Here is a 13,502-nt window from a genome sequence, read left to right as displayed (position 1 = left end):
AAAAGTTATAATAAAAGAAGTTTTTGAAAATGCCTGAAAGTGAGGGAGTTTTAAGGTTTATGGCAATTACACAACAAAAAGCGCTGAGTAAGATTTTTGGCGATCCGCAGAAGAAGATTTTGAAACGATTGCGTAAGCAAGTTGACGTTATTAACGGTCTGAATGACAAATATGAAAAGATGTCCGACAAGGAGCTTCGGGCGCAGACTGATGAACTGAAAAAGCGTTTGTCGAAGAAAAATGTGACGCTTGATACGATTTTGCCAGATGCGTTTGCTGTGGCAAGGGAAGCCGCTAAGCGTGTAATTGGTGAGCGTCCGTATGACGTGCAGTTGATTGGCGGTATGGTTCTTCATGAGGGCAACGTTGCCGAGATGAAGACCGGTGAAGGTAAGACTCTTGTGGCGACATTGCCGACTTATCTGAATGCTTTGGAGGGCAAGGGCGTTCATGTGGTGACGGTTAATGACTATTTGGCTCAGCGCGACGCTGGTTGGATGGGTCAGGTGTATGATTTCCTAGGCTTGACCACTGGTGTGATTATTAACGAAGCGTCATTTGTTTATGATAAAGATTATGACAATGAGCATCACGACGATCCTCGAATGCGCAAGCTTCGTCCAGTTTCGCGTAAGGAAGCTTATGCTGCGGATATTACGTACGGCACGAATAACGAGTTTGGATTTGACTATTTGCGCGACAATATGGTTAACGACGTTGATTTGCTCAGGCAGCGTGAATTGAATTTTGCGATCGTTGACGAGGTTGACTCAATTTTGATCGACGAAGCTCGTACGCCACTTATTATCTCTGCTCCAGCAGCTGAAAATCCTGACAATTATTACACATTTGCTAAAATAGCCGCGAAGTTGGTTCCGGAAGATTACGTTTTGGATGAGAAGCGCCGAAGTGTTGCTTTGACTGATGAAGGCGTTGAAAAAGTTCAGAAATTGTTGGGAATAAAAAATTTGTACACTCCAGATCACGTACGTAGCGTTTATCACATGGATCAGGCTTTGCGAGCACAGACGTTGTTCAAGCGCGACAAAGATTACGTCGTAACTAATGACGGCGAGGTGATTATCGTTGATGAGCACACTGGTCGTTTGATGCAGGGCCGCCGTTACAACGAAGGCTTACATCAGGCAATTGAGGCAAAAGAAGGCGTTCCTGTGCTGGAAGAGAGTATGACCTTGGCGACAATTTCCTTCCAGAATTATTTCCGTTTGTACAATAAACTTTCCGGTATGACGGGTACGGCATTTACCGAAGCTGAGGAGTTCCAGCAAATTTATTCACTTGATGTTATCCAAATTCCACCGAACAAACCAGTTATTCGTGAGGATAAGGAAGACCTGATTTTTAAGACTGAAAAAGCCAAACTTAAGGCTGTCGCTGAGGCGATTAAGGATTACCACAAGCAAGGCCGTCCTGTTTTGGTTGGTTCTGGTTCTATTGAAAAGAATGAGCAAATTGCCAAATACTTGGAAAAAGAAGGCATTAAATTTGAGATTCTGAACGCCAAGAACAATGAGCGTGAGGCTGCGATTGTGGCGAAAGCTGGCGAAAAAGGCGCGATTACTTTGGCTACAAATATCGCTGGTCGCGGTACTGACATTAAGCTTGGCGAGGGTGTTAAGGAATTGGGTGGCTTGGTCGTTATCGGTTCAGAGCGTCATGAATCACGCCGAATTGATAATCAGTTGCGCGGTCGTGGCGGACGCCAGGGCGATCCAGGCGAGACCCAGTTTTACGTTTCGACCGAAGATGATTTGATGCGAATTTTCCAGGGTGAGCGAATTGCGTCGTTGATGGACAGGCTGGGCGTTGATGATGACACGCCAATTAGAACTCGTGCTGTTTCGAAAACTCTGGAAGCTGCCCAGAAGCGAGTTGAAGGCTACAATTTTGATACGCGCAAAAATGTTGTTCAATACGACAATGTGATTAACCGTCATCGCCGAGTTGTTTATGTCATGCGACGCAGGATTTTGGAAGGCGACAACATTAAGCCGGAAATTGAGCGATTATTGCGAGCTAAAGTTCATGAATTGACAACTCTTCCATCAAAGAATAATCCAAAGTTTGTCGAGGATTTCTCAGTTATTTTCCCAGTTGATAAGGAAAAAATTGAAAAGGTTGGTAAGGAAAAGAAAGATCGTTTGCGCTATGAGAAGGCACTGGAGCTGGCTGAAGAAGCTTACGCAGAGAAAGAGCGTGAGATTGGCGCCGATGATTTACGTGGAGTTGAGCGCGAAGTTTACATGGCGGTGTTGGACACATTGTGGATGCAGCATTTGGAAAATATGCAACATTTGCGCGAGGGAATTCACTGGCGAAGTGTTGGGCAGCGCGATCCTTTGGTGGAATATCGATCAGAATCTCAGAAGTTGTTCGAGAGTTTGCAGGCTAATCTTCGCGATGAAGTTCTGGCAACGATATTTAATATTCATAAAGCCGACGCTACAGTCCGTCAATCTCAAGACGATGAATATGACACTGAGCTAACTAGGTTGGCAGAAAGTGCCGTTGAGCGTGGCGTAAATGAAATTGGTTCGGGCGAGGAAAATCGCGACGATGACTTCTCTGTGAAAAAGGGCAAGACTAGCGCGGAATCAAATCGTGCGAAGAATCAAGCTCGAAAGAAGAAAAAGGCTCAGCGACAGAACCGTAAGAAAAATCGTAAATAATCAGAGAACTAGGCAATGAAACATACAGTTGAGGAAATTAGACTGAAGAATGGTGCGCGCGGCTTGTTGATTGACGTTCCAGATGCTACGGTAATGAGTTTTCAGGTGCAATTCAGGGCAGGCAACCGCTACGTTCTGAATAAAGATATTTACGAAACGGCTCACATTATGGAGCATATGGCGTTCGGCGCGAATGAAAAGTTTCGTTCGGAGCATAATTACGAGCAGGAATTTACCAAGAACGGCGCTTATCACAACGCTTACACTTCTGACTATTCAATGGTTTATGAAGCGATTTGTGCGGATTTTGAGTGGGACAGGATTTTGGAGCTTCAGCGACTGGCTATTACAACGCCGCGTTTTAATGCCGATGAGCTTGAGGCGGAAAAGGGTAATGTTCGCTCTGAATTGACTGGTTATCTTAACAATCACAACCGCGTGATGTGGCCGCGCATTCAGCAGGCGCTGGGTGAAGATATTTTGACGTATAATCAGCGCCTAAAAACAATTGCTAATATTGAGCTAAAGGACATCAAAAATCATCACAAGCGAACGCATACTTTGAAGAATATGCGGTTTGTGGTGGCTGGAAAAATGGCTGGACGAAAATCGGCTATTAAAGAACATCTTGAGGGCTGGCAATTAGAGACGGGCGAGCGATTCGTTATTCCGCGCGATGAACCGCGCAGAGCTAATCCGGTTTTAGTCAGACGAAAAGAGGCGACGAATTTGACGTTTGGTTGGTCAATGATGATTCCGCGCGAGTTAAGCGATGAAGAAGTCACGGCTATGAACGCATTGAATCACATTCTGACCGGCACGATGAGCTCGAGGATTTTTGGAGCGGCTCGTAAAAAAGGCTTGGCGTATGGTATTTTTAGTGATACGTCGATTGGTTTTTACGATTCGGCTTGGGATTTTGGCGGACAAGTAAATGTTGAAACTGCAGAAAAGCTCTTTGATATTATCGTGAGAGAATTGAAGAAAGTTTTGGCTGGATCTATTTCTGAAGAAGATTTGGAAAGTGTGAAGTCATATTCGTTGGGTCGTTATCAAATGGGTGCTCAAACTGTTGGGCAAGTAAGCAATTTTTACGTAGGACGATATTTTGCTGATGATTTCGTGAGAGATTATGCTGCCGTTCCAGATTCTATTTTGGCGGTAACTCCTGATCAGTTGATTGAAACGGCTCGTCAATTTTTTGCATCCAACACATGGACGTTGGCAGCAGTTACTTCGGAAGAAAAAGAGCTATTAACAAAGCTGTACGATAAGCTTGACAAGCTGTTTTAGGGTGTAATCGTAAATTGCCCGTGATATAATCAGGTTATGAAAATTGTCATTGCTGGTTTTGGTGTTGAAGGTCAATCTAATTTGCGTTATTTTCGGGAGAAGTTTCCGGAAGCTGATTTTTTGGTGGCGGACGAGCGTGAAAAAGTGGATAATTTGCCGGAAAATGTGGCTTATCAGACGGGATTTTCGGGGCTGGAGAACGCGGATTTAATCGTTAGGTCGCCAAGTCTTCCGCCAAAAAAGATAAAGACTAGCGGTCGCATTTGGTCGGCGACAAATGAGTTTTTTGCCAATTGCCCAGCGACTATAATTGGCGTGACTGGCACGAAAGGCAAGGGCACGACGTGTAGTTTTATCTCGTCGATTTTACGCGCGGCAGGTAAAACCGTTCATTTGGTGGGAAATATCGGCGTGCCGGCTTTGGATATTTTGCCAAAAATTGAGAAAAATGACATTGTCGTTTATGAATTATCCAGTTTTCAATTGTGGGATTTGCAGAAATCTCCGCACGTTGCCGTGGTACTGATGATTGAGCCTGACCACTTGAACGTCCACGCTGATTTTAATGATTATTTGGCGGCAAAGGCGAATATTGCCAAGTCTCAAACCGCGGACGATTATGTTGTCTATAATTCTCAAAATGAGTTTAGTTCGTCGATTGCAGATGCGAGTTTGGCGCAGAAAAAGGAATATCCATTTGCTCTTTCGGACGATATAATTTCTGCGATTCGCTTGCCGGGGAAACATAATGTCGACAATGCTTGCGCGGCAATATTGGCTGTAAAGTCGATTTTGCCGAACGTGTCTGATGATGAAATAAAGAAGGGGCTTAGCGAGTTTACGGGGTTACCGCATCGATTGAAGTTTGTTGCTGAAAAATACGGCGTGAAATATTACGATGACAGCATTTCGACAACTCCGGGCAGTGCGATTGCGGCATTAAAAGCTTTTGCGGAGCCGAAAATTTTGATTTTGGGCGGCTCAGATAAAGGCGCGGACTATTCTGAACTAGCAAAAGAAATTGCCCGACAAAACGTGCGGCTGGTAATTATCAATGGTGCTAACGCTGATGAAATTAGGGAAGTTTTAAGGGAAGAAAAGGTTGATTGCGAGATTATCCAATTGAATATGGCGGGAATGAAAGAAGTTGCCAAATCAGCCAAAAATAAAGCGCAATCTGGCGACGTGGTGATTCTTAGCCCAGCGGCCGCCAGCTTTGATATGTTTAAGAGTTATTCTGATCGCGGCGAGCAATTTGTCACCGCCGTAGAAGAACTTTAATCTTGATAAACTTCTGGTTTTAAGACGCCAATGTATGGCAAGTTGCGATATTGCTGGCGAAAATCCAGTCCGTAGCCAACGACAAATTCATTCGGCGTATCAATACCAACATAATCGGCTTTTGCATCAACTTCGCGTCGCGCTGGCTTGTCTAATAGCGAACATATTTTTACCGACGCAGCATTTTTTGCGGCAAATAATTCTCTTAGCGCCTGGGCGGTTCGACCACTGTCAATTATGTCCTCAACGATCAACACGTGCCTATCTGTCACGTCGGTGTCCAAATCTTTGATAATTTTTACAGATCCAGAAGATTTTGTGTCGTCGCCGTAGCTGGAGACCGCCATGAAATCAATTTCCATATAGCAATCCATCGCCTGTATCAAGTCGATCATAAACGGCGCTGCGCCGCGTAAAATACCCACGACAACAGGATTTTTATCGTGATAATCCTCGGTCAATTTTTTCCCAAGTTTTTGAACTGCCGTTTTTATATCTTCGTTCGTAAATAGAATTTTCTCAATATCTTTATCCATCTTTTTATTTTAACAGAGAATTGAGCGCTGAAAAATGGTACAATAAAATATATGCAACCGCTAAAAAAGAAAATTGGTGAATTGGAAAAAGAAATTGAACAGGCTAAAAAAGCGCTGAAATTTTCTGATTTGGAGCAGAAATTGGCGGAGCTGGATGATCAATTGAACCAGCCAGAAATTTGGAATAATCCTGATTACGCCCAAGAATTAACGAAACAAGCCGCCAGTCTTCGTCAGACCGTCGAGCCTTGGCAGACTTTGACGGTGCAGGTTGGTGATATGGTGGAGCTGATGGAGCTTGGCGATGACGATTTGTTGCCGGAATTCCAAGCGCAAGTTGCGGCGATTGAGAAGAGCTTTGATAGGCATAAAACTGATCTGTTATTTTCTGGAGAATATGATAATCGTTCGGCAATTATGCGCATTTCCGCTGGAGTTGGCGGGCTGGATGCGCAGGATTTTGCGGCAATGTTGGAGCGAATGTATTTGCGCTGGGCGGAAAAGTCTGGCATGAAGGTTGATACGCTGGAACGCTCGACAAATGACGACGCTGGAATTAAAACGGTCGTTTTGGAGATTTCTGGATCTTTTGCTTATGGAAAATTGCGGTCGGAAAATGGCGTGCATCGTTTGGTGCGATTGAGTCCGTTTAATGCGGACAATTTGCGGCAGACTAGTTTTGCGCTTGTCGAGGTTTTGCCGAAAATTGACGCGCCCGATGAAATATCAATTGACCCGAATGACTTAAGAATTGATGTCTATCGTTCGGGCGGCAAGGGCGGTCAAGGTGTAAACACGACGGATTCGGCGGTTCGGGTGACGCATGAGCCGACGGGAATCACGGTGGCTATTCAGAATGAGCGCTCGCAGATTCAGAATAAAGAAACGGCGCTGAAGATTCTGCGGTCAAAATTGCTAGCGATGAAATTAGAGCAACACGCCGAAACCTTGTCTGATCTCAGGGCTGGCGAATCGGCAAACTGGGGCAGCCAAATTAGAAATTACGTTTTGCATCCATACACGCTAGTTAAAGATACGCGCACAAAGCATGAAAACCGCAACGCTCAAGGTGTTCTGGATGGCGATATTGACGAATTTATCACGGCATATTTAGAACAAAATGCTAATTCTAAAAATATTTAGCTTATGGTATAATACTATTAATGATTCTGTTAGATAGGGTAACGAAGAACTACGGAAAAAGTAACAAGCCGGCGCTGAATCGAGCAAGCATTCATGTTGGCGCTGGTGAATTTGTGATTATTGTTGGTACATCGGGTGCTGGCAAATCGACACTTTTGAAACTTCTGACTCGCGAAGAAAAGCCAAGCTCTGGAAAAATTGTGGTTGGCGGAATTGATTATGACAATTTGAAGGACAAACATATTCCGCTGTTGCGTCGTAAAATTGGCGTGGTTTTTCAGGATTTTAAGTTGCTTCCGAATCGAACGGTGTTTGAAAATGTGGCGTTTGCGCTTGAAATCGCTGGAATGACAAATCGGGAGATTAAGGCGACTGTACCGAAGGTGATTGAGCTGGTTGGTCTTAAGGGGAAGGAAAAACATTTTCCTCATCAGCTTTCTGGTGGTGAGCGTCAGCGTGTAGCAATTGCGCGTGCGGTGGTGCGTCAGCCGAAGATTCTGATTGCAGATGAGCCGACTGGAAACTTGGACCCGAAGCACAGCTGGGACATTGTTCGCTTGCTAGAAAAGATTAACAAGTATGGTACGACGGTTATTTTGACGACTCACAACGTGGAGATTGTTAACAAATTGAAGCGGCGCGTTATTACAATTGATCATGGTAAAATCACCTCTGATCAGGCGAGAGGGAGTTATAAACAGTAATGAAATCAGCTAGTAAATCCAACAAAAGCAAAGAAACTATTCGTATACGTCAGCGCCGACGAGGTTGGTTGACGTTTGTCAGAATGTGCCGATATGGTATCAATAACTTTAGTCGTAATGCCTGGCTGACAATTGCTGCGACCGCGGTGATGAGCGTTACGTTGATTATCGTGTTTATAACATTATCAGCGCGTCAGGTTTTGGTTGACACTGTTTCAAACGTTTCCAAGCGTGCCGATATGTCAATTTACTTAAAGGGCGACACGCCAGAAAAAACGATTAAAACGATTAAATCTCGGATTGAAAAATTAGATAATGTCGATAGTGTTAAGTATATTTCCGCGGAAGAAGCGCGTGAAAAGCAAGCTGAACAATATAAGGACAATCCAGATACGCTTGAGGCGATTCGCGAGTCTAGCAATGAGATGTCGGCGACACTTCGTGTTTCCGTGAAGGAACTGAATAACCAGCAGTCATTAAATAATTTTGTTAAAACTGATGATTTGTATAAAAAGTACAAAGATCCTAACAGGGAACCATCATTCTCAGGTGAGCGCCAGCAAGCTATTAAAACAGTTGGTAGTTGGGTGAGATTGGCGAGTATTGGCGGGTCAATCGCTACAGTCGTTTTCGTGGTGATTTCTTCGCTTGTGGTCTTTAACACTATTCGCATGGCAATTTTCAACCGCAAGGACGAGATTGAGATGATGAAGTTGATTGGCGCAGAACGCAGTTTCATCAGAGGTCCGTTTATTGTTGAGGCTATAATGTACGGATTTATCGCGGCAATTATCGCAACGGTGGTTGGGTATGGTTTGCTAATTCTTGCACATGATCCGATGGTGAAGTATGGAATTCCTATTGATAATCTTTTGAATCATCTAAAAATGTACGGCGTGCTGGTTTTCTTTAGTATGATTCTGGTCGGCGCGGCAATTGGCGTGGTGTCATCCTGGGTGGCAACTCGCAAATATCTTAAGTTGTAAAAGTCCTTGACATACTGATTACGCTTATGCTAACATAGACGTATGAAACTACGGTCCACCACACCAGTTTCGGCATCATTGGTCAGCAGAGCTTCTCTGGTGGCGATGTCTGCATTGCTCGCTGGATCGAGCATTTTTGGCTTGGCATCACACGTATTAGCTCGCGACTATAACGCCGAAATTCAGGCAAAGCAACAAGAAGCAGACAATTATAATTCTGAGGCTTCGCGCTTGGGTGAGATGGCTGATAGTTTACAGGCGGAACTCGATAAGATAAACGGACAAATATCAGCTATTCAAGCGCAGATTTCTGATAGCCAAAAGAAGATTAATAGCCTTAATGATCAGATAAAAAAGAACGAAGAGTTAATTAAGCACAATCGTAAAGCGATGGGCCGTATCTTAGCAGACTTGTATGTCGACGATCAGATTTCGCCGCTGGAGATGCTTGCTAGCTCAAAAAATATTAGCGATTACATTGACAAGCAAGAACAGCGTAATTCTTTGAAAACTTCGTTGAACGATAAGATCAAAGAAATTAAGTCTTTGCAGAAAAAGCTGGAAGAGAATAAGAAATCTGTTGAGAATACGCTTCGCGACCAAGAATTGCAGCGCAATGCAATGGCGGCTAAGCAATCTGAGAAGGCGAAACTGATTACTGATACGAAGAACGACCAAAATAACTATGCTGCGCTGGCTCAGAAGCGCAATTCTGAGGTAGCTAAGTTGCGAGAAGAGCAGGCCGCAGCCAACCGACGAGCTCTTGGTGGTAGTAATGTTTCGATTCCGGGCGGCGTACCTGGCGGCGGTGGTTATCCTGGCGCTTGGGCGAGTGCTCCGCTTGACGCTTATATCGATCCATGGGGGCTATACACGCGTGAATGTGTGAGCTACGTGGCTTGGAAAATTCATAGCACTGGACGATACGTCCCGCATTTTGGTGGCGCAGGCAATGCAAATCAGTGGCCGTCAACTGCAGCGCGCTATGGTATTTCTAGCGGCTCAACGCCAAAAGCTGGTGCAGCAGCCGTGATGAATATTGGATATTACGGACACGTTATGTATGTCGAATCTGTCAATGGTGATGGAACCATTACTGTCAGTGACTACAACTTTGCCTGGGATGGTTTATATAGGCACTACACACGTTCGGCTTCAGGATTAACATACGTTTACTTCTAATCAGCATAAAGCACTGTACAAAAACGCTCGTGCTAAACGGGCGTTTTGTAGTATAATAAGCATATGGTTACGGGAGAAAAAAGACAGCAATTAAGTTGGTTTTTGACGCTTGTTATTGTGGCTATTGTTAGTTTTGTGGCGGGAGCTCGCTCTGATGCGCTGTTTGCTAACGTGGCGTCGGTATTTGGCGTTAGAACTTCAAATAAGACGATTGACTTATCTAGCGTTCAAAAAACATATCAAGAACTGATCGCTAATTACGATGGAAAATTAGATACTCAAAAGTTAATTTATGGTGCAAATCGCGGGCTAGTTGAAGCGGCTGGCGATCCTCATACGGCGTATATGGATCCTGACGAGACTAAGGAGTTTGACAAATCGCTGAGTGGGCAAATTGGTGGTGGAATTGGTGCGGAGATTGGTCTTAGAAATAATAAGCCGACTATCATAAAACCTCTGGAAAACAGTCCAGCTCAGAAGGCGGGAATTAAGGCTGGCGAGGCGATTGTTAAGGTGAATGACGAGGCTTCTTCTGACTGGTCGGTGGAAAAAGTTGTGAGTAAAATTCGCGGAGAAGTTGGTACGTCTGTTAAATTGACGTTATTAAGCGATGGTAAAACGCGTGAAGTGTCGGTTGTGCGTCAGAATATAGTTTCTCCGGCAGTAGAGTCGGAAGTTGATGGAGAGATTGGTATTTTGAAAGTTAATCGATTTGGCGATGATACAGTAAGCTTGTCCAGAAAATACGCTTCGGAATTTGTTGAAAAAGGCGTTAAGAAGGTGATTTTGGATCTGCGAAACAACCCGGGCGGAACGGTTGGGGCTGCTCAAGGGCTATTGGGTATTTGGCTAGACAATCAAATAGCTATGACCGAGCGACGGGGTTCTGAAATTGTTAAAACGCTGCGTACAACTGGAACGTCAATTCTGGGCAACATGAAGACGGTGGTGCTTATTAATGGTAACAGTGCTAGTGCTAGCGAAATTACGGCTGGGGCGCTTCGTGAATACGGAAAAGCCACGCTGGTTGGGCAGAAGAGTTACGGTAAGGGAAGCGTGCAGATTGTGCTTGGGCTGCCTGGCGGGTCGCAAATGAAGGTTACGGAAGCCAGATGGTACACACCAAAGGGCAAAAATATAGATAAAACTGGTATAGAACCTGATGTAAAAGTTGATCTTTCGTCGGACGATGTCAATAATAACGTAGATCCGCAGATGGATAAGGCGAGGTCAATATAAAGCTTGTGTTTTTGGATTAGACAACATAAAATGGAGATAGTATGAACGGACAAAAAAAGAAGATTTTATTAGTTGAAGATGACACCGCATTATCGGCGGTTTATCGGTCACGGTTGGAGATTGAGGGGTTTGACGTTAGGGAGGCCAACAATGGAGAAGACGCTCTGTCTGCCACTGTTGAATATCGTCCAGATTTGATTCTTTTGGATGTGATGATGCCAAAGATTAGTGGTTTTGATGTCCTGGATATTCTTCGCAATACACCAGAAACTGCTAACGTGAGGATTATTATGCTAACAGCACTTAGCCAACCGAAGGACAAGGAGCGCGCTGAGAGCTTGGGTGTTGATGATTATTTGGTGAAATCTCAGGTTGTAATTGGCGACGTTGTGGCTCGCGTAAAGCATCATTTGGGTATTCAGTAGAAGAGTAAATCGAGCGGAAGGTCAGCTTTTAGGGGTTGACTTTTTGCTTGTTTTTTGGTATAAAGTAGTTATATATGGAAAAACCAAAACAAACACAGAACCACGAACAAAAACAAGAAACGCCGGAAGATTATGTAGTTGCAACTTTTCCTGTTGATATCGATCCAGATAATGCAAGGCGTCCACTAACCGTTATTCGCAGTGGTCAAGACGGAGAGGGTGTTAAGTATGACAGAGGTTGGAATCCTATTGGTATGTCGGTCGTGTGTGACACTGATTCTGAGGAGGGTATTGGTCCGATTAAGCTGCTTATGGAAGCATATAAACTGGTTGGAACTGATATTAAAACTGAGTTTGTGCCGTTGGAGGACATTCAGGGTCTAAATGAAGATTACATTAAGTATCTTTATGGAAAAACTCCTAAGGAAATGATTGAAGAAGCTAAGCAGATTTTGCGGCAGAAACATACGGTTGGTAGTAAGATTGAGTCTTTGGCTCCAGGGGTAGGCTCAGACTCAGGCGCAGAAACCCCAAGTAATGGCTTGGTTGAAGATAATACCTCTGATCATGAGAAGTCTTTAGCGGCTAAGGTTGGTCCTGCAATGGGACGTGTGGCAGTTAAGGCTACTGAAATTGAAAAGCCAGCGAAGATAGATAAGGTGGACGCTAACCCAGCGGATTTGGCGGCAACCGAACCAGCTAAAAAGCCAGTAGAGACGGGTAGGGTAAGCATTAGTCCATCAACCTTGGTGATGTCTAAAAAAGTCTTGGAGTCGATTGGGGCGGTTAAGGTCGATGACTCGGTGGGTTCGCCAGCGATTAAGTCAGCTGCAGTTAAAGAGCTAGCTAAAAATCTAGCGGTTGCGTCGGCTAAAGAGCTAGTGGTCGATTCAATTAAAAATCCAGCGGTTAAGTTAGCTAAAAAGCCAGCGAAGATAGATAAGGTGGACGCTAACCCAGCGGATTTGGCGGCAACCGAACCAGTTGAGAAGCTGGTAGAGATAGATAAGGTAAGCGCTGATTTAGTAGATTTGCCAGCAGCTAAATCGGTTGAAAACCCAGTGGTTGAAAAGTCGATGGAGACGAATGAAACCAATGCCGACATATTACCTGAGAGCTTTAAGGATGCGATTAATAGGTTTAAACAACTTGCCGAAGAGAATAATGGTAAGTTTTTTGCAAAGGCTCAATATATAACTGGAGAGCTGAATCGGCTGAGGCAGCAAATTCAGATGAATCCTGCAGTGATTTATAGACTTGATTCTGAAGGGCTCCTAACAGCTGAATCGTCGATAATTAGAAATCTTGAAGATTCTAGGGCTGAGGATACGAATAAATTTAAGAATGACGTAAGTGATCTTATTGAAGAGCTGAAAAAGAAGATTGAAAATGATGACGAGCGTAGTCGTCTGGTTAAGTTAACTAAGCACGTAGATAAGATGGGTGAGAATAATATAGTTCTGGGTAATGTAACTAATGACTTGTTGGATAAATTAATAAGAATAAGACGTTATATTGCGAAATCACAGAATGATAGAGGAGGAATAGTCCACTATAAAAGTAACATAACTCAGGTGATTGGTGAAATTATTAATGATTTATCGATAGCTAGTGGACGCCGTCGGGGTATCGTAGGTGGTATTGAGGGAATTAAGAGTGAGGGATATCATCAAAAAAGGTGATTGATATTAAAATAACTCCGTATTTTTTACCGGAGCTATTTTAATAAAAAGTTTTTTACCGATTAAAGAACAACAACTTGCGTTCGGCGTTCTGATTTGCCGGTAAACTTGGTTTTCTTAACCGACTTGAAGCCAACTACGCCATCTTTTGCAGCGTGGATGGTGAAATTGCGGCTAACATATGTGCCGTCACCAGCGATCTTTGTGGCGCCAGTTTGGCGAACTAGAACTTCTCCAGCGGAAACTTTTTGACCGCCAAATCGCTTAACGCCAAGACGTTGACCAGCATTGTTGTGGATGTTCTTACTAGAACCACCAGCTTTAACCTTTGACATTCTTTA

General features: G+C 44.0%; 12 protein-coding genes. 10 read left to right on the top strand and 2 right to left on the bottom strand.

The features are described from left to right. Positions 1–59: 59 nt before the first annotated feature. From secA to murD, 3 genes are read left to right on the top strand one after another with little or no spacing between them, the layout of a single operon-like run. The gene (gene secA / locus LRM50_RS01320) at positions 60–2,690 is read left to right on the top strand and encodes a preprotein translocase subunit SecA (RefSeq protein ID WP_243809579.1); all 2,631 of its coding nucleotides are present in this window, start codon (positions 60–62) and stop codon (positions 2,688–2,690) included. Positions 2,691–2,705: 15 nt separating this feature from the next. Continuing rightward, positions 2,706–3,983: a M16 family metallopeptidase gene (locus LRM50_RS01315; protein WP_243809578.1), complete on the top strand. Its 1,278-nt coding sequence runs from the start codon at positions 2,706–2,708 to the stop codon at positions 3,981–3,983. A 36-nt stretch (positions 3,984–4,019) separates the two neighbouring features. Beyond that, the gene (gene murD / locus LRM50_RS01310; protein WP_243809577.1) at positions 4,020–5,264 is read left to right on the top strand and encodes a UDP-N-acetylmuramoyl-L-alanine--D-glutamate ligase; all 1,245 of its coding nucleotides are present in this window, start codon (positions 4,020–4,022) and stop codon (positions 5,262–5,264) included. Here murD and hpt read toward each other — a convergent pair. After that, the gene (gene hpt / locus LRM50_RS01305; RefSeq protein WP_243809576.1) at positions 5,261–5,800 is read right to left on the bottom strand and encodes a hypoxanthine phosphoribosyltransferase; all 540 of its coding nucleotides are present in this window, start codon (positions 5,798–5,800) and stop codon (positions 5,261–5,263) included. The two genes, murD and hpt, sit on opposite strands and share 4 nt — an antisense overlap. Before the next feature lie 51 nt (positions 5,801–5,851). On the opposite strand from hpt, the gene prfB reads away from it, so the two are divergent. The 7 genes from prfB to LRM50_RS01270 all read left to right on the top strand — a co-directional run bounded on the left by prfB (position 5,852) and on the right by LRM50_RS01270 (position 13,161). Next, complete coding sequence (prfB, locus tag LRM50_RS01300; RefSeq protein WP_129635424.1) at positions 5,852–6,943, top strand: peptide chain release factor 2; 1,092 nt, start codon at positions 5,852–5,854, stop codon at positions 6,941–6,943. A gap of 20 nt (positions 6,944–6,963) precedes the next feature. After that, positions 6,964–7,647, top strand: a complete 684-nt coding sequence (gene ftsE, locus LRM50_RS01295) for a cell division ATP-binding protein FtsE (protein WP_129632464.1) — start codon at positions 6,964–6,966, stop codon at positions 7,645–7,647. Continuing rightward, positions 7,647–8,633 (top strand): cell division protein FtsX, encoded by a 987-nt coding sequence (locus LRM50_RS01290; protein WP_243809575.1) that lies wholly within the window; start codon positions 7,647–7,649, stop codon positions 8,631–8,633. The genes ftsE and LRM50_RS01290 overlap by 1 nt, the downstream gene beginning before the upstream one ends. Before the next feature lie 42 nt (positions 8,634–8,675). After that, positions 8,676–9,815, top strand: a complete 1,140-nt coding sequence (locus tag LRM50_RS01285; RefSeq protein WP_243809574.1) for a CHAP domain-containing protein — start codon at positions 8,676–8,678, stop codon at positions 9,813–9,815. Positions 9,816–9,878: 63 nt separating this feature from the next. Beyond that, positions 9,879–11,054: a S41 family peptidase gene (locus tag LRM50_RS01280; protein WP_129745189.1), complete on the top strand. Its 1,176-nt coding sequence runs from the start codon at positions 9,879–9,881 to the stop codon at positions 11,052–11,054. Between the two features lie 41 nt (positions 11,055–11,095). Next, on the top strand, positions 11,096–11,479 hold the full coding sequence (locus LRM50_RS01275) for a response regulator (protein ID WP_129745191.1): 384 nt from the start codon (positions 11,096–11,098) through the stop codon (positions 11,477–11,479). 74 nt (positions 11,480–11,553) lie between these two features. Then, the gene (locus LRM50_RS01270) at positions 11,554–13,161 is read left to right on the top strand and encodes a hypothetical protein (protein WP_243809573.1); all 1,608 of its coding nucleotides are present in this window, start codon (positions 11,554–11,556) and stop codon (positions 13,159–13,161) included. Positions 13,162–13,223: 62 nt separating this feature from the next. On the opposite strand, the gene LRM50_RS01265 is transcribed toward LRM50_RS01270, so the two are convergent. Further along, positions 13,224–13,496 carry a 50S ribosomal protein L27 gene (locus LRM50_RS01265; protein ID WP_129632482.1) on the bottom strand — a complete coding sequence of 91 codons (273 nt, stop codon included), beginning with the start codon at positions 13,494–13,496 and terminating at the stop codon, positions 13,224–13,226. Positions 13,497–13,502 lie beyond the last annotated feature (6 nt).

This window comes from Candidatus Nanosynbacter sp. TM7-053 (assembly GCF_022828375.1).
GTDB lineage: Bacteria > Patescibacteriota > Saccharimonadia > Saccharimonadales > Saccharimonadaceae > Nanosynbacter.
This window is presented reverse-complemented; position numbering and strand designations above follow the sequence as displayed.